General features: G+C 61.2%; 24 protein-coding genes. 7 read left to right on the forward strand and 17 right to left on the reverse strand.

The genetic code is table 11. The features are described from left to right. Nucleotides 1-28: 28 nt before the first annotated feature. The 13 genes from visR to AC1D1Z_RS08150 all read right to left on the reverse strand — a co-directional run bounded on the left by visR (nt 29) and on the right by AC1D1Z_RS08150 (nt 12,306). On the reverse strand, nt 29-775 hold the full coding sequence (visR, locus tag AC1D1Z_RS08090; protein WP_477850097.1) for a transcriptional regulator VisR: 747 nt from the start codon (nt 773-775) through the stop codon (nt 29-31). A gap of 8 nt (nt 776-783) precedes the next feature. Beyond that, nucleotides 784-1,530, reverse strand: a complete 747-nt coding sequence (gene visN, locus AC1D1Z_RS08095) for a transcriptional regulator VisN (protein WP_028734030.1) — start codon at nt 1,528-1,530, stop codon at nt 784-786. 448 nt (nt 1,531-1,978) lie between these two features. Beyond that, nucleotides 1,979-3,670, reverse strand: coding sequence for a flagellar basal-body MS-ring/collar protein FliF (fliF, locus tag AC1D1Z_RS08100; protein WP_018244797.1), 1,692 nt, complete (start codon nt 3,668-3,670; stop codon nt 1,979-1,981). Between the two features lie 212 nt (nt 3,671-3,882). Continuing rightward, complete coding sequence (gene cheT, locus AC1D1Z_RS08105) at nt 3,883-4,272, reverse strand: chemotaxis protein CheT (protein ID WP_018072555.1); 390 nt, start codon at nt 4,270-4,272, stop codon at nt 3,883-3,885. Nucleotides 4,273-4,288: 16 nt separating this feature from the next. After that, entirely contained in the window at nt 4,289-4,843 is a 555-nt protein-coding gene (gene cheD, locus AC1D1Z_RS08110) for a chemoreceptor glutamine deamidase CheD (protein ID WP_018244796.1), read from the reverse strand. Then, nucleotides 4,840-5,229 carry a response regulator gene (locus tag AC1D1Z_RS08115; protein ID WP_003556488.1) on the reverse strand — a complete coding sequence of 130 codons (390 nt, stop codon included), beginning with the start codon at nt 5,227-5,229 and terminating at the stop codon, nt 4,840-4,842. The genes cheD and AC1D1Z_RS08115 overlap by 4 nt, the downstream gene beginning before the upstream one ends. Continuing rightward, nucleotides 5,230-6,273 (reverse strand): protein-glutamate O-methylesterase CheB, encoded by a 1,044-nt coding sequence (gene cheB / locus AC1D1Z_RS08120; protein ID WP_018445823.1) that lies wholly within the window; start codon nt 6,271-6,273, stop codon nt 5,230-5,232. Next, complete coding sequence (gene cheR, locus AC1D1Z_RS08125; RefSeq protein WP_017992932.1) at nt 6,270-7,178, reverse strand: protein-glutamate O-methyltransferase CheR; 909 nt, start codon at nt 7,176-7,178, stop codon at nt 6,270-6,272. Before cheR ends, cheB begins: the two co-directional genes overlap by 4 nt. Continuing rightward, entirely contained in the window at nt 7,175-7,642 is a 468-nt protein-coding gene (locus AC1D1Z_RS08130) for a chemotaxis protein CheW (protein ID WP_131609408.1), read from the reverse strand. The genes cheR and AC1D1Z_RS08130 overlap by 4 nt, the downstream gene beginning before the upstream one ends. A 4-nt stretch (nt 7,643-7,646) precedes the next feature. Beyond that, nucleotides 7,647-9,938 carry a chemotaxis protein CheA gene (locus AC1D1Z_RS08135; RefSeq protein ID WP_018244794.1) on the reverse strand — a complete coding sequence of 764 codons (2,292 nt, stop codon included), beginning with the start codon at nt 9,936-9,938 and terminating at the stop codon, nt 7,647-7,649. A gap of 17 nt (nt 9,939-9,955) precedes the next feature. Then, a complete protein-coding gene (gene cheY1 / locus AC1D1Z_RS08140; RefSeq protein WP_003545492.1) occupies nt 9,956-10,321 on the reverse strand; it encodes a chemotaxis response regulator CheY1 in 366 nt (121 codons plus the stop codon). Continuing rightward, the gene (locus AC1D1Z_RS08145; RefSeq protein WP_003545491.1) at nt 10,318-10,614 is read right to left on the reverse strand and encodes an STAS domain-containing protein; all 297 of its coding nucleotides are present in this window, start codon (nt 10,612-10,614) and stop codon (nt 10,318-10,320) included. The genes cheY1 and AC1D1Z_RS08145 overlap by 4 nt, the downstream gene beginning before the upstream one ends. A gap of 63 nt (nt 10,615-10,677) precedes the next feature. After that, on the reverse strand, nt 10,678-12,306 hold the full coding sequence (locus tag AC1D1Z_RS08150) for a globin-coupled sensor protein (protein WP_446947549.1): 1,629 nt from the start codon (nt 12,304-12,306) through the stop codon (nt 10,678-10,680). Between the two features lie 830 nt (nt 12,307-13,136). Here AC1D1Z_RS08150 and AC1D1Z_RS08155 point away from each other — a divergent pair. Next, nucleotides 13,137-14,558, forward strand: coding sequence for an ArnT family glycosyltransferase (locus tag AC1D1Z_RS08155; RefSeq protein ID WP_131647251.1), 1,422 nt, complete (start codon nt 13,137-13,139; stop codon nt 14,556-14,558). A gap of 6 nt (nt 14,559-14,564) precedes the next feature. Here the strand turns inward: AC1D1Z_RS08155 and AC1D1Z_RS08160 are convergent, their stop codons facing one another. Continuing rightward, nucleotides 14,565-14,870 carry a helix-turn-helix transcriptional regulator gene (locus AC1D1Z_RS08160; RefSeq protein WP_018244791.1) on the reverse strand — a complete coding sequence of 102 codons (306 nt, stop codon included), beginning with the start codon at nt 14,868-14,870 and terminating at the stop codon, nt 14,565-14,567. 34 nt (nt 14,871-14,904) lie between these two features. On the opposite strand from AC1D1Z_RS08160, the gene ybaL reads away from it, so the two are divergent. From ybaL to AC1D1Z_RS08180, 4 genes are all read left to right on the forward strand, one after another. After that, nucleotides 14,905-16,725 (forward strand): YbaL family putative K(+) efflux transporter, encoded by a 1,821-nt coding sequence (gene ybaL, locus AC1D1Z_RS08165; protein WP_477850104.1) that lies wholly within the window; start codon nt 14,905-14,907, stop codon nt 16,723-16,725. Between the two features lie 54 nt (nt 16,726-16,779). After that, nucleotides 16,780-17,160: a hypothetical protein gene (locus AC1D1Z_RS08170; protein WP_130759258.1), complete on the forward strand. Its 381-nt coding sequence runs from the start codon at nt 16,780-16,782 to the stop codon at nt 17,158-17,160. Nucleotides 17,161-17,242: 82 nt separating this feature from the next. Beyond that, nucleotides 17,243-19,789 carry a protein translocase subunit SecD gene (gene secD, locus AC1D1Z_RS08175; protein WP_477850106.1) on the forward strand — a complete coding sequence of 849 codons (2,547 nt, stop codon included), beginning with the start codon at nt 17,243-17,245 and terminating at the stop codon, nt 19,787-19,789. Between the two features lie 163 nt (nt 19,790-19,952). Further along, on the forward strand, nt 19,953-20,669 hold the full coding sequence (locus AC1D1Z_RS08180; protein WP_130759257.1) for a sensor histidine kinase: 717 nt from the start codon (nt 19,953-19,955) through the stop codon (nt 20,667-20,669). Nucleotides 20,670-20,672: 3 nt separating this feature from the next. Here AC1D1Z_RS08180 and AC1D1Z_RS08185 read toward each other — a convergent pair whose 3' ends face one another. From AC1D1Z_RS08185 to AC1D1Z_RS08195, 3 genes are all read right to left on the reverse strand, one after another. Beyond that, complete coding sequence (locus tag AC1D1Z_RS08185) at nt 20,673-21,110, reverse strand: response regulator (protein WP_018445830.1); 438 nt, start codon at nt 21,108-21,110, stop codon at nt 20,673-20,675. Between the two features lie 30 nt (nt 21,111-21,140). Then, entirely contained in the window at nt 21,141-21,845 is a 705-nt protein-coding gene (locus AC1D1Z_RS08190; protein ID WP_018244785.1) for a response regulator transcription factor, read from the reverse strand. 480 nt (nt 21,846-22,325) lie between these two features. Then, nucleotides 22,326-22,703 carry a response regulator gene (locus AC1D1Z_RS08195; RefSeq protein WP_130728873.1) on the reverse strand — a complete coding sequence of 126 codons (378 nt, stop codon included), beginning with the start codon at nt 22,701-22,703 and terminating at the stop codon, nt 22,326-22,328. Between the two features lie 28 nt (nt 22,704-22,731). Between AC1D1Z_RS08195 and AC1D1Z_RS08200 the strand changes: the two genes are divergently transcribed. Both AC1D1Z_RS08200 and AC1D1Z_RS08205 read left to right on the forward strand, forming a co-directional pair. Beyond that, a complete protein-coding gene (locus AC1D1Z_RS08200) occupies nt 22,732-25,035 on the forward strand; it encodes a sensor histidine kinase (RefSeq protein ID WP_477850110.1) in 2,304 nt (767 codons plus the stop codon). Continuing rightward, a complete protein-coding gene (locus tag AC1D1Z_RS08205) occupies nt 25,022-25,447 on the forward strand; it encodes a response regulator (RefSeq protein ID WP_018244782.1) in 426 nt (141 codons plus the stop codon). The genes AC1D1Z_RS08200 and AC1D1Z_RS08205 overlap by 14 nt, the downstream gene beginning before the upstream one ends. Nucleotides 25,448-25,449 lie beyond the last annotated feature (2 nt).

The raw sequence follows: 25,449 nt of genomic DNA on the forward strand, positions 1-25,449 counted from the left end.
CGACGCACGCTGTAAGGACTGCGCGGGTTCAGCTGATGTAACCGAGCCGGATTGCCTTGGCGATCGCCTGGATAYGGTTGACGGAATCGAGCTTGATGGTCGCCGAGCCGAGATAGGCGTTCACGGTGTGCACCGACAGGCCAAGCTTGTCGGCAATCTCTTCGCTGATGCGGCCGTCGCCGGCAAGCTGCAGACAGGCGATCTCGCGTTCGCTGAGCGCCTCGGCGGCGGCGGTGCGGCGTTCGTCGAGCGAGAGTAGATCCATCATGATATGGCAGCAGCGACCGTGCAGCTCGACGATGGTATCGCTCGAGGGATCGATCTCATCGCCGGTAAAAAGGATGAAACCGTTGCCGACGGCGCCGAGCCGCACCGGAAAGGCAAGTCCGGAGAAAGGCAGAATACCGTCCTGCAGCCGGGTCATGAACGGCGCGAAGTCCGCCGGACCGGGTGCCGCACGGTCGTAACTGCCGGCCCATGAAAGCGGCAGCAGCGATTTGTCGATATGGTCGAGAAGAATATCGCCATAGGCGTCCGTGAAGGCCTTGCCGAAACCGGCATTGGACGGTCCCCAGTTCTCAAGCTCGCAGACAAGCCGCTGCTTTGCCGGAAGGCCCGAACCGCTGACGCGGAAGATCGCGAATCCTTGCGCATCGACGAGCTTCTGCATCGCGATCAGCCGCGGAAAAAGATCGGACCGGCTGGAAATCCTGCTCACACGCACCATGCGCAGCTGCTCAGCGCTGCTCATCGTCCTGCCTGATGGGTGCCCCATAGATCCCCCTATACGAGATTATTCCGGACGGCGAAAGCAATGGCCTCGGACCGCGTCTTGGTCGCCGTCTTGCGCATCACACTGGTGATGTAGTTGTTGATGGTATTGCGGGAAATTCCGAGGATCATCGCGATCTCGTCGCTGGTCTTGCCCTCGGCAATCCAGAACAGGCATTCCAGTTCCCGGTCCGTCAATTCGAAATCGCGATCGACCCTCGTCCCGCCGCAGCGAAGGAAGCTCGCGACATAACCTGCAAGCAGACCGACATCGCGCAACCGCTCCGGCGAAAGAATGAATCCCTCGCCGAACAGGAACATCAGAGCCAGCCGCGACCGGCCGACATTGAAGGTCACCGAACAATATTGGCGGCTGGCGCCGTCCGGAACTTCGGCACTGTCAGGCAGAAGAGCAAAATTCGGCTGGAAGACCTGCATGCATCTTTCCAGCTCGGTCGACCGGGCATAGCCGCGGACCAGATCATTGGCGATGTCCCTGACCAGGTCGAAGGGCCAATCGGACGAAACGATGAAATCGAGGCCACTTTCCTGGAGGAGATCGCAGCGCGCCAGAAGGTAGTGCGAAGCACCCACGTAGTCCGTCAGTGCGCGCAGGCCAGACTGCAACCTGCCGCTGCTGGTGACACCGTGGAGGCGCTGGAGCAGCTCATCGCGCGGCAACAGATCCGGCACCACCGCACTCGCGAAATTCGCCATCTGCCTCTCGCCTTTGCTCGCCTGAATTACATTCATATCCATTGGCAACGTCCTGCGGCTGAGAAACGATCGAACTCGGTGCAACAGCAATTTTTCTGTAAGGGATTCAATTCAAGTCCCGCTCGAATCCCATTTCGAATCACCTAAGGGTAAGCCAGCCGATGCAAATCACCATCTCCGACTTCTAGGGATTTACTTTCGCTGTCGCCAATGCACTGATTCGATCACTCGTTCCAGCCTTCAAGATATAAGGAGGCTAAGGTGATTCTGGCGGTATCGCAACTTGCTTCGCGTTTTACGCGAGTCCATCTCATCATGTCGCGCTACAGCCGCATTTCAGTGGTCGGGTCTATCGTCTTATTCGAATTCCCGACCCTGAATGTCAGGCCGGGTCTCTCGTATCTGCAGTCACTGCTTTTCAGCAAACAGCGGTTGGGGAATCACGCTTCGGGTACCGACATGAAAAAAGGCCGGTTGCCCGGCCTTTGCTTTACGCTGCGTCGTCGATCGCCCATTTCCTGAGGATTTTCGCGGCGCGTTCCTCGTTGATCTCGACCATACGGGAAAGCTTGCGTTCCGGGCCTTCCTTGACGCGCCGATTGAAGTTTCCATCGTCGTCGCCGAGGCTGAGCAGGTCTTCGGTACTGTCGAAGCCGAAATCGGACCCGAAGCCGTCCATGAGAGCGCCACCGGCGGCGCCTGATGCAGGCGCGAAGTCCGGAAGCTCGAGGCCGGCCGCTTCCGGCGTGGCGTCGCCGAAAGCCGCGGAGCTGCCGTTGCCGCTGACGCTGCGCACCAGCGGCCGCAGACCCATCCAGACCACCACGAAGGCGACAGCGACAAAGGCGAGCGAGTTGATGATGCCGGCAAGGTTGCGGCTCAGCATGTCCATGACGCGGACGCCACCGGTGGCGTCTTCAAGCAGCTGGTTTTCGAGGAAGTCCATGGCCGTGACGGTGACGACGTCGCCGCGCTTGGCGTCGATGCCGGCCGCCGAAGCGACGATCTTCTGCATTTCGGCAAGATAGGCATCAACCTTGGTCTGGTCGGCGGGTTCTCCGACCATCTTGGCGATGCGGCCCTTGTTGACCACCACAGCGATCGAAAGCTTCTCGACCTTATAGCTGTTGCGGGTCGTCGCCGTCGTCTTGCTGTTGATTTCGTAGTTGGTCTGCTCTTCGCGCTTGTCGGATTTGTCCTGCGATTCAGGCCCGGCGGAACCGCCGGCCTCGGGGGCCGCCTGCGGAATGTTCTGCTCGACCGTCGTCGCGCTATCGGACTGCTTCTGCTGTGACTGCTGGGCTTCCTTCGTCGAGCGAACCGAGCGTTCGACCTTGGATTCGGGATCGTAGGTCGTTTCCTGGATCTGCTGGGCGTCCGTGTTGAGATCGGCGGTGACGCTGGAGCGGAAGTTGTCCATGCCGAGGAAGGGTGCCAGCGCCTTGTCGATGTTGGATTCGACTTCCTGCTGAACGTTCTGGACGATGTTGAGCGAGCGGTTCAGCGAGCTGTTGCTCGCCTCGTCGCCGGAAGCGAGCAGCTGGCCGGCGGAATCGAGAATGGTCACGTCATCGACGTCAAGCCCCGGCACAGCCGAGGCGACGAGGTGGCGGATCGAGGTCGCTGCGCTGCGCCCGGTGGTCGCGCTGGCGCGAATCATGACGGAGGCAGTCGGTTTCTGCTCCGCCTTCCGGAAGTTTCCGACCTCCGGCATGACGATGTGGACGCGTGCGGCTGTTATGCCCGAGATCGACTGGATGGTGCGGGCGATTTCGCCTTCCAGCGCCCGAACCCGCGTCACCTCCTGCATGAAGGAGGTCAGGCCGAGAGAGCCGACATTGTCGAAGAGTTCGTAACCGGCATTGGCGCTGTTCGGCAGGCCGCGCTCGGCAAGCATCAAGCGGGCCTTGCCCGTCATCCCCGCGGGGACGCTGATGCTGGTGCCGTCCGTGCCGACCTGGAAATTGATGTTGGCTTCGGCAAGCGCCATGCTGATCTGGTTGAGATCCGGCGAGTCCAGACCGACATAGAGCGTTTCCTGTGCCGGCTTGTTGACGAAAAGGGCAGCAGCAAGGACGATTGCGATAGAGACGGCACCGACGCCTCCAAGAATCATCAGGCGCGTTCGGCCCAAGGCGCCGAAGTTCTTAAATATCTGAACTAATTGATTTAACAGATTCATTCTGTTCTCGCACGATCCGTCAAAGACAAAGCAGGCTTATTGCCTCATCAGACGAATAGTCGGCGAAACTTGTGCGAGCGTTTCGTGGAGAACGGCAGGGCCGAAAAGGTTCCAAAGCATGTCGCGCAAAAGTGTGCAGCGGTTTTGCGAAAACGACATGCGCAAAATGGGCCTAAAGCGCAAGGCGCGAATCTGGAAGATTGCGACGCGCTTTAGAAGAAATCGAAGTCGCCGGCTGCCTTGCTCAATGGCTGGGAATGGCCGTGGCGTGTGGCGCCGCCCAATGCCTTCTGCATCTCTGCCAGCTTGACGAGGCTGAGCGCGGTTGCGACATCGACTGCCCAGCCGTGCGGGATTTCACCGGTGATGGTATCGATAAATTCGGCAAGGCCGCGCGATTTCTGCACTGCCAGATCAATGCCCTGCATGACCTTCATGGCATCCGGCGAATTCAGGATTTCGGCGCCGCCGATTTCGAGAAGCTGCGGCTCGATGCGCTCGATGAGATAGGCGACATCGTGCAGTTCGGACACGATGCGCATCAGGATGTCGCTCAGCGCTTCAACAGGCGCAGGCGGCTCCATCACCGGGTTAAATGTCATATGAAAATCCTCGCCATCAAAAAAATTCGATACTGGTTTCGACGGGCTTCTGCGGAGCGGCGGGACGCTGCTCGAGAGCGACAGTTCTCTGCGTTTCGGCGCCGGTCAGGGGGTATTGCCGCGCACGACCGGAGACCGGCCAATATTCAAGCTTGCGTCCATGCTCTCCACCGGTCGAGGAACCGACCACCGGAATGCCTTCATCCCTCAGGAACTGCACGGCGAAGGCCGCGTTCTGCTCACCGACATTGGAGAATGTCGAGATCGTCTTCGCGCCGCCGAAGATTTTTGCTTCCAGCCGGTCGCGCCGGGCGCCCTGCTTCAGGAGGCCGTTKATCAGCAGTTCCATCAGATGCACGCCGTACCGCGTTGCATCGCCACCTGAAGTCGGCGACGTCGCCGAACCGGGTAGCAGAAAGTGGTTCATGCCGCCGACACCGGCGACAGGATCTCTGAGGCACGCAGCCACGCACGAGCCGAGAATGGTCGAGAGGACCGCATTCGGATCGCTCAGAACCTTGTACTCGCCTTGAATGATGTGCACGCGGCGGGCTGCCCCCTCAGTGATCATTTCAGGGCTCCAAACACGGCTTCGATGGCCGCTTTCATCTTCTCAATCGTGAACGGCTTGGCGAGCACGTTGTTGGCGCCGAGCTGGGCTGCCTTCTGCACCAGCGCGCGGTCGCCCTGGGCGGTCAGGATGATGAAGGCCGCCTTCTTGGTGTTCGGGTTGGTGCGAACAGCCTGCAGGAAGCCGATGCCATCCATCTTCGGCATGTTGAAGTCCGAGATCACCAGGTGGTGCGGCTGCTCGGCCATGATCTTCATGCCCTGCTCGCCGTCGCCGGCCGAGGTGATCTGCTTGAAACCGAGCTGGGTCAGCGCGTCGCTGAGCAGCAACCGGCTCGTTACCTGATCATCGACGATCAGAACTTTGATTTTCTCCGCGATCGACATTTATTCGGTCCCTTCCTTTCGGGCGGCTGTCATTTTCAATATTTCTTCACCGATGGCAGACAGCGGGAGCTGCTGCTCAACGGCGCCAAGTTCGTGAGCAACCCTTGGCATTCCGTAAACGACACAGGTTTTTTCGTTCTGGCCGAGCGTTCTGGCGCCGGCGTGGCGCATTTTCAACAATCCGGCGGCGCCATCGCGGCCCATTCCGGTCAAAATCACACCGACGGCATTGCGGCCCGCCAGTTCCGCGACCGAATCGAAAAGTACGTCCACCGAGGGGCGGTGACCGTTGACCGGTGCCCGGTCAATGAGACGGCAGCACGGCGCCGAGGCGCTGCTGACCTGGAGGTGACGCTCGCCGCCGGGCGCCAGATAGATCTTGCCGATTTCGAGACGGGCACCATCGGTCGCTTCCTGCACCACCGGCGCACAGAGGCGGTTCAGCCGTTCGGCGAAGCTCTTGGTGAAGGTCGGCGGCATATGCTGGGTGATGACGGTGGGCGGGCAATTCGCCGGAAATTTCTGCAGCACGGCAATCAGCGCCTCGACACCGCCGGTCGACGAGCCGATCGCGACGATCTTGCGGCCGACGCGGAAATCGGCGACCGAGGGTGGTGGCGCGACGGCGGCAGCAGGCTGGGAATACTGGCGTTGCGTGCGCGCGGCGGCCTTGACCTTCTCAGCGAGGTCGCCAAACGGCCTGAGTTCGCCCGGCGCCGGCTTGCCGACGCAGTCGAAGGCGCCGATCTCCAGCGCCGCGAGCGTCGCCTCGGCGCCGCGATGGGTCATGGTGGATACCATGATCACCGGCATCGGACGCAGCGTCATGATCTTTTCGAGGAAATCGAGACCGTTCATGTTCGGCATCTCGATGTCGAGCGTCACGACGTCGGGGTTCAGCCGCTTGATCGCCTCGCGCGCTTCCAGCGCATCGCCGGCCTGGCCGATGACGTTGACCTCGGGGTCGGAACTCAGCACGGCGGTGATCAGGCCCCGCATCGTCGGGGAGTCGTCAACAACGAGAACTCTTGCCGGAGCGCTCATGCCTTCCTCCCGAGACCTTTGGCCGTATAGCGATAGGTCGTGATGCCGATATTGTCGAAGACGTGTTTTGCCTCACCCGAAACGCGCTCGGAATGGCCGATATAGAGATGCCCGCCCTCCGGCAGCAGACCGGCGAAACGCTGCCAGATCTTCATCTGCGTCGGCTCGTCGAAATAGATGACGACGTTGCGGCAGAAGATGACGTCGAACTTGCCCTTGAACGGCCATTGCGCCATCAGGTTCAGCTCGTTGTAGGTGATCAGCCGCTTCACGCGGTCGTCGACCTGGAACTTCCTGCGGCCCTGTATCTCGACTTCGCTGAACCATTGCTTGCGCATGGCAGGCGACACGGTTTCAAGCGCGCTCTCGTCATAGGCGCCGGCCCGGGCGATCGCGAGAATCTTCGGATCGATGTCGGTTGCCAGGATCTTGAAGTCGTAGTCCGCGACATTCGGCATCAGCGACAGCACCGTCAGCGCGATCGAATAGGGTTCCTGGCCATCGGAGGAGGCGGCTGACCAGATGCGCACCCTGCCGCCCGATCTCGCCCGCTGCAGAAGTTCCGGCAGGACATGGTCGCGCAGGTGGTCGAAATGGTGGTTCTCGCGGAAGAAGCGGGTAAAGTTGGTGGTCAGGTGCGAAAGCATCTCGCGCCGCGGCGCAGCACCCGCTGGCGAAGCGACGAGGTCGCAATATTCCCGAAAGCCGGACAGACCGAGATTGCGGATATGCTTCGATAGACGCGAATAGACCAGCGACGCCTTCGTCTCGTTGAGGAAGATGCCGGCATCCGAATAGATCATTGCGGCGATCTCAGTGAGGTCGCGGCGCGTCAGCGGATATTCTCCGCTCGCCAGGACCTCGTCGGATCCCTGTCTCTGATCTTTTGCGCCCATTACACTCATGCGGCTTCGCTTTCGGTCTCTGGAAAGAGGGATTCGAGTTCGATCAGGCAGATCATTCGCTTCTCGATGGCGAGAATGCCGCGGGCAAATTGACGCTCGAGTTCGGAGGAGATCTCGGGCGTCGGCTGGATGGTTTCGTCGGTCACCGTCAGGATATCAGAAACGGCGTCGACCAGGAGGCCGACGACCTTACGCCGGACCTGGGCGACGATGATGACATGACGGGCGGTCGGATCGGCCGGCTTCATGCCGAGCCGGGCCGAAAGATCGATGATCGGCAGCACCGCACCGCGCAGGTTGATGACACCCAGCATATAGCCAGGCGAATGCGGCATCGCGGTCGCCGGAGTCCAGCCCCGGATTTCGCGAACCGACATGATGTTCACGCAAAATTCCTGATCCCCGATGCGGAACGCGATCAGCTCGCGATCCCCCTCGTTCAGATTTTTTACAGTGTACGACATTCCCTTAGCCCACCGCTGCTAACGACATTTCCGCTTTGAGCGACTGGCCGCGCGAGGCGCCGACAACTGCGTCGACATCGAGGATGAGAGCCACGCGGCCGTCACCGAGGATTGTGGCGGCAGCAATGCCCGGCACGTGGGTGTAGTTCGCTTCCAGGCTCTTGATGACCACCTGGCGCTGACCCTGGATGGCGTCGACCATCAGGGCGCGCTGGCCGCCGCCTTCGGATTCCACCAGAAGCGCCACGCCCTCGACCGGATTGGCCTGGGTGGCGCGGAAGTTCAGGATGCGGCCGACATCGACCAGCGGGCAGAAGCTGTTGCGGATCGAGATCAGCCGGTGGTTGGCACCGAAGGAATGGATCGCGGCAGCTTCCGGCTGCAGGGTTTCGACGATCGCGGTCAGCGGCACGACCAGCGTCTGGCCGGCGACGGTGACTACCATGCCGTCGAGGACGGCGAGCGTCAGCGGCAGGCTCATGGTGAAGACCGAACCGTGGCCCGGCTTCGAGGTGATGTTGATGCGGCCGCCGAGCGCCTGGATCGAGCGCTTGACGACGTCCATGCCGACGCCGCGGCCGGAGATGTCGGAGATCTTGTCGGCCGTCGAGAAGCCCGGCAGGAAGATCAGGTTGTCGATTTCCTCGTCCGACAGGTTGGCGTCGGCCGGGATGAGGTCGTTGTCGATCGCCTTCTGGCGGACCTTCTCGCGGTTGATGCCGGCGCCGTCGTCGGCAAGCTCGATCAGGATGCGTCCCGAACGATGCTTGGCGGTGAGGCGGACCGTGCCTTCGGTGTTCTTGCCGGCAGCTGCGCGCTTTTCGGGTGTTTCGATGCCGTGGTCGACGGCGTTGCGGATCATGTGGGTCAGCGGCTCGGCCAGCTTGTCGATGACCGTCTTGTCGACTTCGGTGTTTTCACCTTCAGTGATGAGGCGGATCGATTTGCCGGTCATGTCGGCGATTTCGCGGACGATACGCGACATGCGCTGGAACACCGGCTTCACCGGCTGCGCGCGGATCGCCATGACCGAGTCCTGGATCTCGCGGGTGAGCTGCTGCAGCTCTTCGAGGCCCATATTGATCGAGGAGGTGCCGGTCGTGTCATTCTCGATGACACTCTGCGACAGCATCGCCTGGTTGATGACCAATTCGCCGACGAGGTTGATCAGGCGGTCGACACGGTCGAGATCGACGCGGATCGTCTGGCCGGCACCGGCGGCATTGTTCTGGGCGGCAGCACTTGCTGCGGCCGCTGCGGCGGCTGCCGATTCCTTCTTCTCGACGCGGGCGGCGGCTGCGGCCATCTGCGTGACGTTGGAGGCAGTTTCGGCGGCGGCAACGGCTGCGGCCGTCTCCTCGGCCCGCGCGTCTGAGGCGGAAACCTCTTCCGTTGCGCCCGTTTCGTCCAGGATCGACAGATCGAAGGGGACCGGCACCATCGGCAGTTCGTCGTTGCTGGTCGCGTCCGCCCTTGCTTCTTCGACCGGCTTCACCGTCAGTTCGCAATCCCACTCGGCGAATTCGAAGACGGTGCGAATAGCGTCCTCGCCCTTGTCCGTCTTGATCGTGACGTTCCAGAAGAAATAGGCGCCTTCCGGATCGAGTTCCTCGAGGCCCGGCAGCTCATCCGTATTGCAGTAGATGGTCATTTCGCCGAGGCGCGAGAGGTCGCGCAGCAGCAGGGTGGCGTCATTGCCCTTGGAATAGAGTTCGTAGCGCGGCTTGAAGATGACTTCATAGGCCGGCATGCCGCCCGCATCGCCCTCGCCGCCAAAATCGTCAAAGGAAAAAGGGACTGGCTGGAAGCCGCTGTCGTCGGTCGGCTTGGGGGTCGGCGCCGGAGCGGCCGGAGCAGCCTTTGCGGCGGCCTTCGGCGCCGGCGCTTCGGACGATGCCGAGGGAGACGGCAATTCGCCGTTAGCCAACGCCTCGAGTTCCTTGACGAGGCCGCGGCTGCGGCTTTCATCGACGCTGCCGCCGTCGCGTGCGGCGTTCGTCAGGTCGGCGAGCACGTCGGCCGACTTCAGCATCACCTTCAGGACATCCTGGTTCGGCTCAAGCTTGTTGGATCGAACGCAATCGAGAGTGGTCTCGAAAACATGGGCGAAGGCTACCAGATCGTCAAGGCCGAAGGCGCCGGCGCCACCCTTGATCGAATGTACGGCACGGAACACCGCATTGACGGTTTCCGGATCGCGATCGCCATCATTCATTTTCAGAAGACCGGATTCCAGCTCGGCGAGCTGTTCCTCGCACTCCTGGAAAAAGATCTCTTTGATTTCGTTCATATCCATAGGAGCAAATCCTGGGTTTAAGCGGTTACACGCTCAATGGCATCGATCAGCTTAGCCGGGTCGAAAGGCTTGACGATCCAGCCCGTGGCACCGGCCTGGCGGGCGCGGTTCTTCTTTTCCGCGTCGCTTTCGGTGGTCAGGACCAGGATCGGGATCGCCCGATATTTCTCGTTGCGGCGGACACCTTCGATGAAGCCGAAACCGTCGAGGCGCGGCATGTTGATGTCGGTCACGATCACGTCAGGATTGGACTCTTCGAGAACCTCGAGGCCCTCGATGCCGTCTTCCGCCTGGATCGTCTCGAAGCCGGCATTGTTCAGCGTCACGAGAAGCATGTTTCGGATGGTGCGGGAATCATCCACGGTGAGCACTTTTTTCTTCATTGCCGAATCTCCTTGGCAAGCAGGTGGTCAATATTGACGCCAACCAGCTGCATCGTTTTCTGAAATGCGTCGGACACCTTGGAGAAGGTGAACGGCTGCTTGTCCTGCTCCCAGGTCTTCTCGGCGGACATCAGAACCTGGGCGCAAAGAGCACCGATTCGTTCGACGCCGGAAGCGTCTATCGAAAGACCGCTACCCCGGAGGGAGAGGAGTTTATCGCGCAAGGCGGAAGCCTCGTTGAGGTCGAGCACCGCTGTCAAATCCAGCGTCTTGCCACTCTTCTTTGCTGCCATCAGCTTTTCCTTGTCCCCTTATCCCCGGCCCGAAAAGACGAGCTGGGGCAATCATCCGATAGGTTAGTAAACATTCCGCCCACCTCCGACGCCTGCGAAGGGCTGTGGAAGGCCAAAATCGTCATTTTCGTATTCGTCCACGGCCGGTGCCGGACGGGCAGTGACCTCGATGGCGCGCGGCGGTGTCACGCGAACCGGTGCTTGACGCCCGGCAGTGGCATTTTCCCGGGCGATGCGGAATTCGCGAATCGTCTGGCCGAGTTCGAGAATGACGGTGTGGAGGTGGTCGGCTCCTTCAGCGGAGCGCTCCGCAAGGCCGGCACTATCCGCCACTTCGCCACCCAGGCCCTTGACGTCTGAAGTCACGCTGTCGAGGCTGGCGGCATGTTCGCCCGTTCGAGTAGCGATGCCGGCGATGGCGGCGTTGATGTCGGTGACCTGACGCACGATGCTGCCGATCGAATCCTGTGTGCGGCCGACCATCTGCACGCCGGCGTCGACTTGCGCCTTGGTCGTCGTCACCAGCGTCTTGATCTCGCGGGCGGCTTCGGCCGAGCGCTGGGCAAGGGCGCGGACTTCCTGGGCGACGACGGCAAAACCGCGGCCGGAATCGCCGGCGCGAGCGGCCTCGATACCGGCATTCAGCGCCAGAAGATTAGTCTGGAAGGCGATCTCGTCGATCGCACCGATGATCTGGCCGATCTTTTCGGCCGACTGCTCGATATCGGCCATCGCGCTGATCGCGCGGCCGACGACCTCACCGCTTTCCTCGACGGCAGCGCGCGTCGTGGCGGCCGCCTGTTCGGCAGCGCGGCTGTCGGCAGCACCATCGCGCACACTGCCGGCGATGCCGGCAAGGGCCGCAGCGGAAAGCAGCAGCCGATCGGCCTGGCCGGAAGCCGTGCCGGCGAACTGCCGCGACAGACCGGCAAGCGAGCCCGTCGCCGCTTCCGCCTTGACCGTCCGCTCGGTGATGGCGGTGAACTCGGCCTGGAGGCCATCCAACGCGCCGTTCAGCGCGGCGGCGATCCCGGCATAGGCGCCGTCGACGGGCGCGCGTCGCGTCAGGTCGCGTGCGGAAAGACCGTCGATGACATCACCGAAGATCCGGGCGATCTCGGCCTCGTTGTCGGCGCGCTGTTCGGCAAGCGCACGCTGCTCCCCGGCGCGCAGCGCGTTGAAGCGGAGCGAGACGGCAATTTCCACATCGACCATGACGATGCGGATGATCGCCGTCATCAGATCGGAGATTTCGCGGGTGCGGCGCTTGGCCGACGGCAGCAGCGGACGGCCGGCGATCTCCTCGGCGAGACCGGAAACGACATGCTCCAGCATGACGGCATGGCCGGCCACGTGCCAGCGCGGGTCGAGGCCCATTTTGCTTTCGGTATCGGAGAGAACCTTGACGCGCTCGGCATAGAGGCTGTCGAACCGCGCATCCGTCAGCACATCCCAATGCGAGGACTGCAGATCGTGCAGGCGGTCGACCTGGCGCTCGCTCTCGAAATTGCGCGAGGCGTCGGGGAATGACTGGAACCTGTGGAAGAGATCCCTGATGCCCGCCTTCAGATGCGCTTCGAGGGCCGGCCGGTTGCGGCGCACCAGCTCGCACTGGTCGGCATCGAGACCGGCAAAGCGCAGGCGGTCGCGCAAGCTGCCTGCCTGCGCGCCACGAGCCTGATCTGATGGCATATCCTGCCTCAACGCCTGTCCCCAACCACTTTCCGGGCAAAGGCCCGGCCAAAAACTTTCGCAGCATCCGATGAACGCGAAGCGTGGAGACGGTCCTCACCACCGGTCGCAACCGGCGGATCGAGCCCCCTGATCAGCTATGTTTCGGAGCTGTCTGAAKAGATGGATACCGGATCAACCCGGTACGGCGGGACGGCGTCATGCCTGGTGGGAACGAGTGCATCTTCCCATTCCGACGTGTAACCCAATGTTTATGGTTAATTCCTTGCTTGAAGGTTAATAAGCCTTTCGCGGTGCAGGCTTTTGAAGCAATTCAAGGCCGTTCACAGCAAATACTGCTGCGGAGTTGCACGGCTGCTACAAGGCACACGCAAGCTCCGTGTTATATGCCGGTCGATAACCAAGACATGACGTCGACAAGGACAGAGCAATGATTGTTCTCGGATTGGGTTCCTGCTTGATTGCAATGACGCTGCTTGCCGCCGTCGCCCGTCTCGATTTTCTCGCTGCAAACCGCGATCTCCGCGCGCTTCGGGTGTTCTAAAGCGCATCGCGATTCTTTCGGATTCGCTCCTCGCGATTTAGCTCTCTGTTTTCCGCATGTTGTTGTCGCAAAACCGCTGCACAGTTTTGCGCGACATGCATTAGAGCGCCGTGCGTCTTTTCGGACGCACAAAGGACGCTCTAACACTTTGAATCTACGCATCGTGCTTTCCGAAGATCGATTCCGATTTTCGGGCCGATGCGCTAGACCCACCCTTCCCCGTTGGCAGTCCGGCACCTTTGGTGTATCGCACTCGCGCCTTTCATGTCAGCGGAACTATCGGTTCATGTCCCCCAGATCTGGTCTCCTCATCGTTCTTGGCTTCACGCTCTGGCGCGTCGTCACGCTCAATTTCGATGCGACGGACCTTTTCGTCGACGAGGCGCAGTACTGGTTCTGGTCGCAGAATCTCGATCTCGGATATTATTCCAAGCCGCCGATGATTGCCTGGGTGATCCGGGCGATGACCGAGCTTTCCGGCTCCAACGCCATCTATTGGATCAGGCTGCTCGGACCGCTGATCCACATGGCGGCGGCACTGGTGCTGATGAAGACGGCAAAACGTTTCGTCGGGCCGGAGATCGAAGGCTGGACGGGCGCCACCTACATCACGCTCCCCGGCGTTGCGCTTTCTTCGGTGTTCTTCTCGACCGACGTGATCCTGCTGTTCTTCATCGCGATCGCGCTGCTTGCCTATTTCGGCCTTACGCAGCGACGCTCGGTCGGGCTGGCGCTCGTCATGGGCCTTAGCGTCGGCCTCGCCTTCCTGACGAAATATGCCGTGCTGTTCGTCGTTCCGGGCGGCGCGCTTGCCCTCCTCCTCATTCCGGCGGCGCGCATCGCCATCCGGGATTGCATCATCGCGGTCGCGGTCGCGGCGGTCGTCGCCCTGCCGAACCTGTGGTGGAACCTGCAGCACGACAACACGACGGTGCGGCATACGCAGGATATCGCCCATTGGAGCGAACTCGGTATCAATGTCCGTCGCGGGCTTGAATTCTTCTCCGCCCAGTTCGGCGTCGTCGGGCCGATCATCTTCTTCGCGATGCTCTGGGCGGTCTATCGCATGATCAAGGGCAGGAGCGACGACCGCGAGAAGATGCTGATCTGGCTGTCGATGCCGGTGGTGGTGCTCATCACGCTTCAGGCAACCGTCGCCAAGGCCTACGCCAACTGGGCGGTGACCGCCTATGTCGCCGGGACCATCCTTGCCGTCTGGCTGCTTTACCGGATGTGGCCGAAGGGGCTCAGGCTGTCGTTGACCATCAACGGCATCGCCAGCCTGCTTTTTCCGCTGGCGACGATCTTTCCGCATCAATTGCTGCTGCCGAACGGCGACGAGCTGATGAAGCGCTATCTCGGCCGCGCCGAAGTCAGCCGCGAGGCCGCCGCACTCGCCGCTCAGGCCGGCACCGACATCATCGTCACCGACAATCGCGACATGGTCGCCGATCTTTTCTATACGCTCCGCGATGCGACCTACAGGATCTATGCGCGAGCGCCCGCGGGCCTTCCGGAGAGCTATTACGAGCAGGAGTTCGCTCTGCCTGCCGACATCACCGGCAAGGTGCTTTTCCTGACGGACGGGCCCTTCACCTGCGCCACCGAGACGCCCGAGGTGCTGAAGAACTGGCAGCCGACGGAAGGCAACTACAAGGGCAAGGCGCTTTCCATCTACAAGGTCTCAGCCACCTGCCTGGCACCCTGAGCCGGTTCAGCCGGCTGGATCAGGCAGGCAAAGGCCGGTGCCCGCCCCTTCGATCTCCACAAATTTGACGCCGCCCTCCTCGAAGGCGAGGCGCAGCTGCGCCTCCGTCGCGCGGTGGATGTCGTGGTGCCGGCCTTCATAATCGCGGATGGTGCTGCGCGAGACGGCAGCCCTCTCGGCAAGATCGGTCTGAGTCCAGTCGAGCAGTCCGCGCGCCGCGCGACAGAGAGGGGGAGTGAGAATTGTTTCCCTTGCGCCTTGACCCATGATTTCAAGTTGCCCATATTGGTCGATATAGACCATATATGTCATATTACGAACGGGATTTCCAGATCGGGAGACAGCAATGCCACACGATACGCCCTTGATTTCGACAATCGTCGGCGGCCTCGTGTTGGCTTTCATCTTCGGCGCCTTCGCCCATCGGCTGCGGATGCCGCCGCTCGTCGGTTATCTCATCGCCGGCGTGCTTGTGGGGCCACATACGCCAGGTTATGTGGCGGATCAGAACCTTGCGCCGGAGCTGGCCGAAATCGGCGTCATTCTGCTGATGTTCGGCGTCGGGCTGCACTTCTCCCTGAAAGACCTGCTATCGGTGCGAGGCATCGCCGTGCCCGGCGCGATCGTGCAGATCGCCTTTGCGACACTGCTCGGCTGGGGGCTTGGCGCCTTCATGGGCTGGCCGACCGGCGGCAGTCTGGTCTTCGGCCTGGCGCTTTCGGTCGCCTCCACCGTTGTGCTCTTGAAAGCGCTGCAGGAGCGGCGCCTCGTCGAGACGGAACGCGGCAGGATCGCCGTCGGCTGGCTGATCGTCGAGGATCTCGCCATGGTGCTGGCGCTGGTGCTGATCCCGGCCGCAGCCAGCATCGGCGGTGAGGGTCACGCTCCCGTCGAGCCGCTCTCGGCCGCGCTGAGCCGGCTGTTCGACCTCGATCTCGGCATCGGCGGCATGATCGCCATGACGCTGGTCAAGGTGGCGCTGTTCGTGGCGCTGATGCTGGTCTTCGGCCGTAAGCTCATTCCATGGACGATGCACCGCATCGCTCATACCGGTTCGCGCGAACTCTTCCGGCTCGGCGTGCTGGCGATCGCGCTCGGCGTCGCCTTCGGAGCGGCAAAGCTCTTCGGCGTATCGCTGGCGCTCGGCGCCTTCTTTGCCGGCATGGTGCTTGCCGAAAGCGAGCTCAGCCATCGCGCAGCACAGGAAAGCCTGCCGCTGCGCGACGCCTTTGCCGTGCTGTTCTTCGTCTCTGTCGGGATGCTGTTCGATCCGAACATCCTGATCGACAAACCGCTGCCGATCCTTGCCACCATCTTCATCATCGTCATCGGCAAGTCAGTCGCCGCGCTCCTGATCGTGCTCGCCTTCAAGAAACCGCTCGGCACCGCGCTGACGATTTCGGCCAGCCTCGGCCAGATTGGCGAATTCTCCTTCATCCTCGCCGCCCTCGGCGTCGAACTGGGGCTGCTGCCGGAGGAAGGCCGCGATCTGATCCTTGCCGGCGCCATCATCTCGATCATCCTCAATCCGCTGCTGTTTTTCCTCTGCGACCGCATGCGGCCGCTGCTGGATGGTGCAAAGCGCGAAGACGTCGTGGCGGACCCTGCTCCCGCTGCAGATGTGATAGCAGCGCAGGAGGAGATGGCGTCTGAAGATGACGAGGTGCACCCGACGGCTCTCAGCGGCCACGCCATTCTCGTCGGCTACGGGCGGGTTGGCAGCATCGTCGGACAGAATCTCAAGTCGTCAGCCACACCTTTTCTCGTCATTGAGGACTCCGACAAGCGCATCGGCGAGCTGAAGGTGCAGGGTATCGAAACCCTGGCGGGCAATGYAGTGATGCGGGAAACGCTCGACCTTGCCAATCTTTCCGGCGCCCGCAGCATTGCCATCGCCATCCCAAACGCCTTCGAGGCCTGCCGCATCGCCGAGCAGGCGCGCAGCGTCAATCCGTCGATCCTCATCGTCGCCCGCGCCCATTCCGACGCCGAGGTCGATGAGCTGAAGCACTATGGCGCCGACACAGTCATCATGGGCGAGCGTGAAATCGCGCTTGGCATGGTTGACCGGCTCGCCCAAGTGCATCATGAGAGTGTGCCCTATGAAGACGGGCATGGGCCTGATACAATTATGCCGACGGATGACCCTCCGCCGGAAAGAGAATGAGAGATTGGCGCGCTTTTGAGCCGATACGGGAGTGACATCGCCGGGACGGAGAAGATGGAGCTGGACCAGCACCGTCTGACGAGCCATATCGCCGCTTCTCTCCTCGTCGCCATCCTTGCCTATCTCGGCCTGCTTTTCGGCGGCAATCTGGTGATCTCGCCGGCCGCTGCCGTCAATACGCTTACCTCTTCCGGTCGAGATCCGCAGCCGCCGCAGCTGACTGCGCGCGATACCGTGCGTGGGCTGCTTGCCACGGAGCGCAAGCTTGCGCCGAAGCAGACGGCACATGACGCCGGATCGCCTGCCCTTGCCGCCGCTCCGGCCCTTGATTTCGCCGGCTGGAACATATCAGCCGCTTTTCCGGCATTCGAAGCTTCGCTTCACGCCGCAGTCTCCAGGACCCATCAGCCGCGCGCACCGCCGGTCGCTGCCTGACGCTCGCGCCGATCGGCGCTTCCGACATTGACGACATGCCGCCAGCGCCCGAGCGCCGGCCCTCGATATCAAGGAATACAACATGCGTACTTCACCATGGCTGGTGTTCACCTATACGGTGATCATCCTACTCGGCCTATTGATCGCCCTGCCGAACGTCCTGCCGCAATCCGTCCTCCAGCGCGTGCCGGCCTGGCTGCCGCATGAGCAGGTGTCGCTCGGCCTCGACCTTCGCGGCGGCTCGCACCTCGTTCTGGAAGTCGACGAAGCCGACCTGACCAAGGAGCGGCTGCAATCGCTGCTTCAGGACGCGCGCCGCGTGCTGCGCGAAAAGGGCATCCAGCCGAAAGCCGTGGTCCGCAGCCAGAACCAGATCGTCGTGACGCTCGCCGATGCCTCGCAGAGCGATGCCGCCGTCACCGAACTCAAGACACTCGCCAACCCAATCAGCACCGGCCTCAGCGCCGGCCAGTCCGATCTTGATGTCACTGCAAACGGCGCCACCATCACCGTCGGCTTCTCGCCGGCCGGCATTTCCGCCAACGTCGACAATGCCGTCCAGCAGAGCCTCGAAGTCATCCGCCAGCGCGTCGACCAGGTCGGCGTCTCCGAGCCGACCATCCAGCGTATCGGCGCCAACCGCGTGCTCGTCCAGCTTCCGGGCGCGCAGGATCCGTCACGCCTGCGCGAACTTCTCGGTTCCACCGCCAAGATGTCGTTCCACATGCTGGCGCCGAACAATGCGCCCGGACCCGGCGTGACCATGCTGAAGGACGATGAGGGCCGATCCTATCCGGTCCTCGACCGCGTCGAAATCTCCGGCGACCGCCTTTCGGATGCCCGCGTCGGCTTCGACCCGAACACGCATGAGCCGATCGTCAGCTTCCGCTTCGACAGCGCCGGCGCCAGCCGCTTTGCCGAGATCACCCGCCAGAATGTCGGCAATCCCTTCGCCATCGTCCTCGACGACAAGGTGCTGAGCGCGCCTGTTATCCGCGAGCCGATCACCGGCGGTTCCGGCCAGATCTCCGGCAGCTTCTCGGCCGATAGCGCCACGACGCTGGCGGCCATGCTGCGCGCCGGCGCCCTGCCCGCCAAGCTGACGGTCATCGAAGAGCGCACCGTCGGCGCCGACCTCGGCGCCGATGCGATCAAGATGGGCATTTATTCCGGCATCGTCGGCTTTGTCCTCGTCGCAGTCTTCATCTTCGTTCTGTATGGCACCTGGGGCTTCCTGGCGAATATCGCACTGTTGATTCACACGATCCTGACCTTCTCGGCGCTTACGCTGGTTGGTGCGACGCTGACGCTACCGGGCATTGCCGGTGTCGTGCTCGGCATCGGCCTTGCGGTCGACGCCAACGTTCTCATCAACGAGCGCATCCGCGAAGAAACGCGCAAGGGCAGGAGCGCCTTCGCCGCCATCGACACCGGTTTCCGCCGTGCCTATTCGACCATCATCGACGGCAACATGACGGCCCTGATCGCTGCGGCCATCCTGTTCTTTTTCGGCTCCGGACCGGTTCGCGGCTTTGCCGTGACCATGGCGCTCGGCCTGATCATCTCGATGTTCACATCGGTCGCCTTCGTGCGTGTGGCGATGATCGAGATCACCCGCCGCAGAAAGCTCAAGGTGCTGAACATCCGGCCGTTGATCCCGTTCAGCCCCTATGACAAGCACATCCAGTTCATGAAGGCGCGCTTCTTCGGCATCACCGTCTCAGCGCTGCTTTCGATCGCCTCCGTCGTGCTCTTCATCCATCCCGGCCTCAACTACGGCGTCGATTTCCGCGGCGGCATCCAGATGGCCGTCAGGACCACCGCCCCGGCCGATCTTGCGACGTTCCGTGAAGGCCTGAACACGCTTGGTCTCGGCGAAATCTCGCTGCAGTCCTTCGGTGACAAGAACAGCATTCTCGTTCGTGCCCAACGGCAGGAAGGCGGCGAAGAGGCACAGACGGCAGCGGTGACCAAGCTGAAGGCCGAAGTCGCCAAAATCGATCCGACCGCCACCATCGAGGGCACCGACGTCATCGGGCCGAAGGTCAGCGGCGAGCTTGCCTGGGCCGGTATCCTGTCGGTCGTGATCGCAAGCTTCGCGATGCTCATCTATATCTGGGTACGGTTCGAATGGCCGTTTGYCGTCGGCGCCATCGTCACGCTGGTGCTCGACGTCACCAAGGCGATCGGCTTCTTCGCGATCACCGGCCTCGACTTCAATCTGACGGCGATCGCCGCCATTCTGACGCTCGTCGGTTACTCGGTGAACGACAAGGTCGTCGTCTATGACCGCATGCGCGAAAACATGCGACTCTATAAATCGATGCCGCTGCGCGAGATCATCGACAAGTCGATCAACGAGACCTTGGCGCGAAGCCTCTACACCAATGCGACGGCCTTCCTCGCCCTGGTGCCGATGGCGATCTGGGGCGGTAGTGCCGTCTCGAGCTTCGCGATCCCGATGGTCTTCGGCATTCTCGTGGCCGGCGCCTCGTCGATCTTCATCGCAGCACCCATCCTGCTCTTCCTGGGCGACTGGCGCCGCCGCCATGCCAAGGCACCGGCAACCGATGCGGCAGTCGAGATCATCCCGCCGGAACAGGGTCGCCCGCGCAAGTCCGCGAGCTAAGTCCCCGTTTTTAACGCATCTTTGAAGAGGGCGCCTGTTGCAGAGCCGGCGCCCTCTTTCTATTGTCGGCTGCTGCATTATGTGCCAATTCAAAGTGTTAGAGCGTCCTTAGCGCGTCTGAAAAGACGCGCGGCGCTGCAATTGAGATCGGGGAAACCGCCAGATGTCATCCGACCCGACGAGACCGCCGGAAACCACCGTTGCCGGAGACAGCGAGGAGCGCATCAAGCGTTTTCTCGCAACCGCCTCGCACGACCTGCAATCGCCGCTCCGCCATATCGCCATGTATGCCGAGCTGCTGCTCGACGATCTCGAGGAGACGCTCGACGGCGAACAGCTTCAGAGCCTCCGGATGATCATGGAAAAGGCGCAGACGGCGCAGCGTCTCACCAAGGCGTTGATGAGCCTTGCCGGTGGCACACCTCAGGTGACGCCTGAAGAGATCGATCTGCAGGCGTTGGCCGAAAATGTCTGGGGCGAACTGACCGATGAGACGGCGGTCCGTGAGGCAACGCTTGAAAGCGACGGCCTGCCTTCCATCCGTACCGACCCTGCCCTCTTCGGTCTGGTGCTGCGGCATCTTTTGACCAATGCCCTCACCTATCGCAGCGAAGCGTCGCCGCGTGTGGCCATTGCCGCGGAGCGCGAGGGGACGGACTGGTTCATCCGGATTGCCGACAATGGGATGGGCATCGATCCGCCTTATCGGGAGCGGATATTCGAGCCGTTCTGGAAATTGCCGAAGCCGGGAGCAGTCCAGGGCGCCGGTCTCGGACTGACGACGGCGCGGGAGTTTCTGACGGCGCTTGGCGGCGATATCAGCCTCGAACATTCGGATGCAAGCGGCAGCTGTTTCATCATCCGCCTTCCCATCGCTTGATGGTTAGATGCTGTAATCGTCCTTCCAGAAATCAGGGACGTCATAGGTCACATATTCGCGGATGATGTGCTGCAGCGCCTGGGCATCGATTTCGTCCTTGCCGATGCGGAAATCGACGCCGTAATCCGGGAATTCCTGGAAATAGCCGCCCGATATATCGGTCGAGACAACGCCGATCGGGCCGGTGTAACCGATGCCCCGCAGCTCCGGCACCGTTTCGCGGAAATCGGCATTGGGCAGCAGGCGGTTGTCGAGCAGGATGAGATCGAAGCGCGCCAAGCGGATCTTTTCCAGCGCGTCACCGATCGATGGCGAATATTCAACCTCGACGGCCGGCTCGGAGAGATCGGCGATCTTCTTCTTGAGCGCACGGAATTCGATGAATTCGTCATCGACAAAGAGAACCTTGACAGTGTTCCTTCGGCTCGTTTCGGTGATCATCGTCTCATTTCCCCAATCCCGAAACCAACTTCACGAAACCAAACCATTCCTCAAGGCGATCGCCACCATATGAACGCGGTTGACAGCGTCAAGTTTGCGCGCGGCCGCGGTGATGTGCGAATTGACCGTATGTTCGGACAGACCGAGAATGATGGCGATTTCCGCCGACGTCTTGCCTTCGCTCGTCCATTTGACGATTTCCGATTCGCGCTGGGTCAGCCGTCCGGACATTTCCGGCGTCAGGATTTCCTCGTAGAGCTTGTCGAAAATGCGCATGGCGTCGAGAAGCATGTCGGCGATCTCACTCTGATCCGGCTCCTGACGCTCGCCGCTGAGCACGAGGCAATATCGCCGCCCTTCCGGCGTAAATAGCGGGATGAAGAGAAAGACGCCGCTCAGGAATTCGTTGAAAACAAGATTGGACGGGTAAGCTTCCGGCTGTGCGCTCCTGCCATGGACGGGCGTTGCCAGGAACTGGGCGCTCTTTGCCCGGACGGTCCCGAGCGCTTCCTTCAACGTCGTGATGAAAAGGCCGACACGTCGCTCGGCGACATTGGTGATGACGATATCACGTTCACCGAAAGGGGCCGAAGCCTCGGAAATGCGGGCAAGCGCGAAGTTGTTGAAGTTGTAATGCTGCGCCGCCGACTTCAGCAGACGGAAAAAATCGGTGCGGTTGATCGCCCGGCTAAGCTCCGGTCCGGCATGAAAGGGAATTGCCGGGGCATTGCTCATTCCAACTCTTCCTCTCCTCCCGCCAATACCTCTAATCCCGAAATCTTGGGATATACGTCTTAAACGCGAAGAGCTACAAAAATTGCGAGACGGTTGATGAGGGATATCGAAAACGGGGACTTTCGATATGTAAGGCGGAAATCATCAATTATCTCAACGACAGGTGATGCACGGGCAGATTTTACTGAGGGGCAGTAGTTCTTACCTGGGTATCGTATTCTTCCTGCATTCAACATCCATGAATGCGAGAAGGCAGTGCCAGACGTAAGCGCGAGAGAGCCGATAGACCCATTCAGCTAAGGGGTTGGCTGATGTTCGTGGCGGCGAACGCGGGTTGATCGGTTCTCTCAGCGCTTATTTTGCGTTCCATATTCTTCGCTCCGGTTGCATCTTGTGATGCGTCCTCGACCTTGTCAATTGCGGTTCGTCATATGGCTTGGACGAATGAGGGGGAATAGGTCATCCGGCTTTCGCCGTATTCTACATCTCAAGATTGAGAACGATCGAGGCAAGGTCAAGTGGCTTTTCCAGATAGACATCGGCGCCGGCATCGAGTGAGCGCGCGCGGTCCTCGGCAGCATCCGATCCGCTGCAGATAGCAAGCCGCATCGCCTTGAAACGATCATCCAGGCGCAACCGAGTGATCAGGCCGATGCCGCTATCGAGTGGCATGTAGAGATCGGCGACCAGCACGTCAGGCGGTGTCTTGCCTTCCGCCGCGCGCGTCTCCAGCGCCTCCAGCGCCATTTCGGCTGCGGAGAAACAGAATAGATCGACGTCTATCTGCTGCTTTCTGCAGATATAGTCGAGATAGAAGAGGTCATCCTTGCTGTCGTCGACATAAAATAGGGTGGTCATCTAGCACCGTAATTTGGATATTGTTCGAATGAACCTCGCTGTCCTTCGACATCACCATATCGCGGTTCCACTGAAATTCGATATACCTCATCGCAGATCATTTCGCAAAAAGCGTGGCACCGCCCCGCCTTGCCTATTGAGTATTCCTCGATTTCGGAAAAGATGGCCGCGCGAACCGAAGGAGGACACACGGGTGCAGGATCAGGGCAACGTGGACCTGCAGGACCAGCCAAGGCGGCACTACCGTGCCTTTGCGATTGCGGTCGGCTGCCTGATGTTCCTTCTCGGCGTGACTGCCCTTGCCGGCTGGCTGCTGCAGGTCGAGATTGTCATTTCGCTGGTTCCTGGCTTTCCGTCGATGGCCTTCAACACCGCGCTGTGCTTCGTGCTTTCCGGCGTGGGGCTTGCCGCCTCGACACTGGCGGCCCGCCGCTTTCGGGTGACGGCAACGATCACGGCGGGGCTTGCGGCGGCGATCGCTGCGGCCCGGCTCGTGGAAATCGTCACGATCGGGCGGACTTTTCACAATGTCGACGTGTTGATCACGCGCTTCCTGGTTCCGCCCGATTTCATCGCCAAGATCGGCGGCGGCATGGGACCGAACACGGCGTTGGTCTTCTTGCTCGCCAATCTTTCGCTGCTGCTCTCGCTCCACATGGAGAAAAAAAGCCAGGTGGTGCAGGAACTGACGAGCTACGTCGTTGTCACGCTCGGCATGATCGCGCTGGCCGGCTATGTCACCGATGCCGAACAGGGTTACCGCTGGGGTCCCTATGCGGCAATGGCGCTGCATACGGCGATCGGCATTGTGATCTTCGGCTCGGGGCTTCTCGCCCGCTCCTGGTGGATGCAGCCGGCAAACCGGGCGCAGATCCCGCTCTGGATCCCGGCTGCGGTCTGCTTCACCGGCCTTCTCGTCGATCTCTATACGCCGCTGGGTGTCGCCAACGGCATCCTCTATGTGCCGCTGGTGCTGACGGCGCTCTGGTTCGGCAACAGAAATGCGCCGCTTTTCTTCGCCTTTGCCTGCACCGTGCTGTTGATGCTCGGCTTCTTCGCCGTCAGGCACAATGAGGCGGCGTTCTGGCAGGAGATCGCCAACCGCACTATTACAGCTGCCACGCTCTGGCTGATCGCGCTCCTCGTCTACTATTTCATGCGCAACACCCATCACCTGGAAGGCGAGCGCGTCCGCTTCGGCGCGCTGGTGCGCGGCACCCCTGATGCGGTCGTCGTCATCGACGAGCGTGGAACGATCAAGAATTTCAATCCGGCGGCTGAAAGCATGTTCGGCTACTCCCCGCAGGAGACCATCGGCCGGAACATCAAGATGCTGATGCCCGAACCCTACCATTCCGAGCACGACGGCTATCTCGCCCATTACCGGCAGACCGGCGAGGAGCGCATCATCGGCACGACGCGCATGGTCTCCGGACGACGCAAGAACGGCATCGTCTTTCCGATCGATGTTTCCATCAGCGCCGTCGTCACCGGCCAGACAAAGACCTTCGTCGGTATCGTGCGCGACATCAGCGAGCGCGTCCGGCAGGAAKAACGGATGAAAACGACGCTTTCCCAGCTCGAGGCCTATACGGCCGAGCTCGAGCGCAGCAACCACGACCTCGATGAATTCGCTTATATCGCTTCGCATGATCTCAAAGAGCCGCTGCGCGGCCTGCACAACCACTCCCGCTTCCTTCTGGAGGACTATGAAGACAAGCTCGACGAGGACGGCGTGCGCCGGCTGAACCGCCTCGTGCGTCTCAGCCAACGCATGGAGAAACTCGTCAACGACCTACTTTATTTCTCCCGGCTCGGGCGTCAGCAGCTGGCGGTCAAACGCACCGATATCGGCTTGATCGTCAAGGATGTCGTCGCGACGATGGAGTTGTTGCTGGAGGAGCGGCATGCCAAGGTCATCATTGACGGCCGGCTGCCGGAGGTGGTCTGCGACGCGCCGCGGCTGACCGAAGTGTTCCGCAATCTCATTACCAATGCGATCAAATACAACGACAAGCCGGCGCCGCTCGTCTCGATCGGTTACCTCGATCGGTTCGTCGGCAAGGACGGCACGGTTGCCCGCAACGTGTTTTTCGTTAAGGATAACGGCAAGGGCATCCCGCAGGAATTCCACGAGGATATTTTCCGCATTTTCAAGCGGCTGGAAAAGTCGCAGGATTCCGACGACGGCACCGGAGCAGGCCTTACCTTCGTGCGCAAGATCATCGCGCGGCACAATGGCGATATCTGGCTGGAATCCGAGGTCGGCACCGGCACAACATTCTATTTCACCTTGGGAAAAAAGCGCGAGGGGCAAAATGCAGCAGCGTGACACGCAACCGATCCTGATCGTCGAAGACAGCGAAGACGATTTCGAAGCGACGATGCGCGCCTTCAAACGCACCAACCTGCGCAACTCGATCCGCTGGGCGGCTTCCGGTCAGGAAGCGCTCGACATGCTCGCCTCGATGGTGCCGAAACCGGGACTGATCTTGCTCGATCTCAACATGCCGGGCCTTGACGGCCGCAAGACGCTGGAGGCGATCAAGTCGAATGCCGGCTGGCGCAAGATCCCGGTGGTGATCCTCACGACCTCCGACGACGAACGTGACATCGAAGGCTGCTATGCGCTCGGCGCCAATACCTATGTGCAGAAGCCGGTCGATCTCGACGGGCTCTTCGCCGCGATCCAGCGGCTGAAGGAATACTGGTTCGAAATCGCCATCCTGCCGCTAGAGGACTGACA

The sequence above is a fragment of the Rhizobium sp. P1_E1 genome, assembly GCF_056406015.1.

Excerpts from the sequence above, each read along its gene's own strand:
- visN (WP_028734030.1), bottom strand. The coding sequence starts at position 1,530 with ATGGATATGAATGTAATTCAGGCGAGCAAAGGCGAGAGGCAGATGGCG.
- fliF (WP_018244797.1), bottom strand. The coding sequence starts at position 3,670 with ATGAATCTGTTAAATCAATTAGTTCAGATATTTAAGAACTTCGGCGCC.
- cheT (WP_018072555.1), bottom strand. The coding sequence starts at position 4,272 with ATGACATTTAACCCGGTGATGGAGCCGCCTGCGCCTGTTGAAGCGCTG.
- AC1D1Z_RS08115 (WP_003556488.1), bottom strand. The coding sequence starts at position 5,229 with ATGTCGATCGCGGAGAAAATCAAAGTTCTGATCGTCGATGATCAGGTA.
- cheB (WP_018445823.1), bottom strand. The coding sequence starts at position 6,273 with ATGAGCGCTCCGGCAAGAGTTCTCGTTGTTGACGACTCCCCGACGATG.
- cheR (WP_017992932.1), bottom strand. The coding sequence starts at position 7,178 with ATGAGTGTAATGGGCGCAAAAGATCAGAGACAGGGATCCGACGAGGTC.
- AC1D1Z_RS08130 (WP_131609408.1), bottom strand. The coding sequence starts at position 7,642 with ATGTCGTACACTGTAAAAAATCTGAACGAGGGGGATCGCGAGCTGATC.
- AC1D1Z_RS08135 (WP_018244794.1), bottom strand. The coding sequence starts at position 9,938 with ATGGATATGAACGAAATCAAAGAGATCTTTTTCCAGGAGTGCGAGGAA.
- cheY1 (WP_003545492.1), bottom strand. The coding sequence starts at position 10,321 with ATGAAGAAAAAAGTGCTCACCGTGGATGATTCCCGCACCATCCGAAAC.
- AC1D1Z_RS08145 (WP_003545491.1), bottom strand. The coding sequence starts at position 10,614 with ATGGCAGCAAAGAAGAGTGGCAAGACGCTGGATTTGACAGCGGTGCTC.
- AC1D1Z_RS08150 (WP_446947549.1), bottom strand. The coding sequence starts at position 12,306 with ATGCCATCAGATCAGGCTCGTGGCGCGCAGGCAGGCAGCTTGCGCGAC.
- AC1D1Z_RS08155 (WP_131647251.1), top strand. The coding sequence starts at position 13,137 with ATGTCCCCCAGATCTGGTCTCCTCATCGTTCTTGGCTTCACGCTCTGG.
- AC1D1Z_RS08160 (WP_018244791.1), bottom strand. The coding sequence starts at position 14,870 with ATGACATATATGGTCTATATCGACCAATATGGGCAACTTGAAATCATG.
- AC1D1Z_RS08170 (WP_130759258.1), top strand. The coding sequence starts at position 16,780 with ATGGAGCTGGACCAGCACCGTCTGACGAGCCATATCGCCGCTTCTCTC.
- AC1D1Z_RS08180 (WP_130759257.1), top strand. The coding sequence starts at position 19,953 with ATGTCATCCGACCCGACGAGACCGCCGGAAACCACCGTTGCCGGAGAC.
- AC1D1Z_RS08185 (WP_018445830.1), bottom strand. The coding sequence starts at position 21,110 with ATGATCACCGAAACGAGCCGAAGGAACACTGTCAAGGTTCTCTTTGTC.
- AC1D1Z_RS08190 (WP_018244785.1), bottom strand. The coding sequence starts at position 21,845 with ATGAGCAATGCCCCGGCAATTCCCTTTCATGCCGGACCGGAGCTTAGC.
- AC1D1Z_RS08195 (WP_130728873.1), bottom strand. The coding sequence starts at position 22,703 with ATGACCACCCTATTTTATGTCGACGACAGCAAGGATGACCTCTTCTAT.
- AC1D1Z_RS08205 (WP_018244782.1), top strand. The coding sequence starts at position 25,022 with ATGCAGCAGCGTGACACGCAACCGATCCTGATCGTCGAAGACAGCGAA.